This window comes from Aerococcus sp. L_32 (assembly GCF_050689315.1).
In genome coordinates, this window is sequence record NZ_JBOEQF010000977.1 from 1 (window position 1) to 698 (window position 698).

At 43.7% G+C, this 698-nt stretch carries 1 pseudogene; it reads right to left on the reverse strand.

From position 1 onward, the window contains the following. Positions 1-673: pseudogene (locus ACRCJ0_RS17710) on the reverse strand (DUF4153 domain-containing protein); the annotation flags it as partial. Positions 674-698 lie beyond the last annotated feature (25 nt).

The window sequence follows — 698 nt, forward strand, 5'->3', positions numbered from 1 at the left end:
CCACGTCCACCATTTCATGGTTAAAATTTTTACCTAAAGCAGTGAAAGTCACCGGGCTATCGGAAGCATTCAATAAGACCAATTCACCGCCACCACTACTACTTGCAAAGGCAGTTGAAGACCCTTCGTCAAAGTTTAAGTGGGCTGAGAAATAATAACTATCTGAATAGTCATAGTCATAATCATCGTCCGTATGAATCCCGTCAAAGGCCCGCAAGTCCTGGTAGACATCAAAATCTTCTGGTATTGACGACACCCGCCCTAATTCATTGTACTTATCTAAATATCTCAGCGATTGCTTCATTTTCTGGGCCGTCGTTTCATCCAACTGGTCTACATTTTCCGGGGTTAATTGCAATTGGCCGTCCGTTACCAAATCAGGATAGTCAGTTATAATATCATTGACTATTTCCCCTTGGCTAGTCACTGACACAGAAATCGCATCAACTGGTGGCATCATAGCCACAAACAAACCGGCCGCAAGCACCAGCGGCAACCACTCATTTTTCATCAGGTATAAAATCGCTCCAACAGCTGAAATCGAGCAGAAGAGAATCAACATATACCGACTCATGGTCACCCCATATACATTAGAATAGATGACTGACCGGTAAATTTGAAATACCGAGGCAATCAGAACTGCCACCGCATAAATTTGAGTAAACCGGACCACATAAGCCCGTTCAATCGCTGCTACT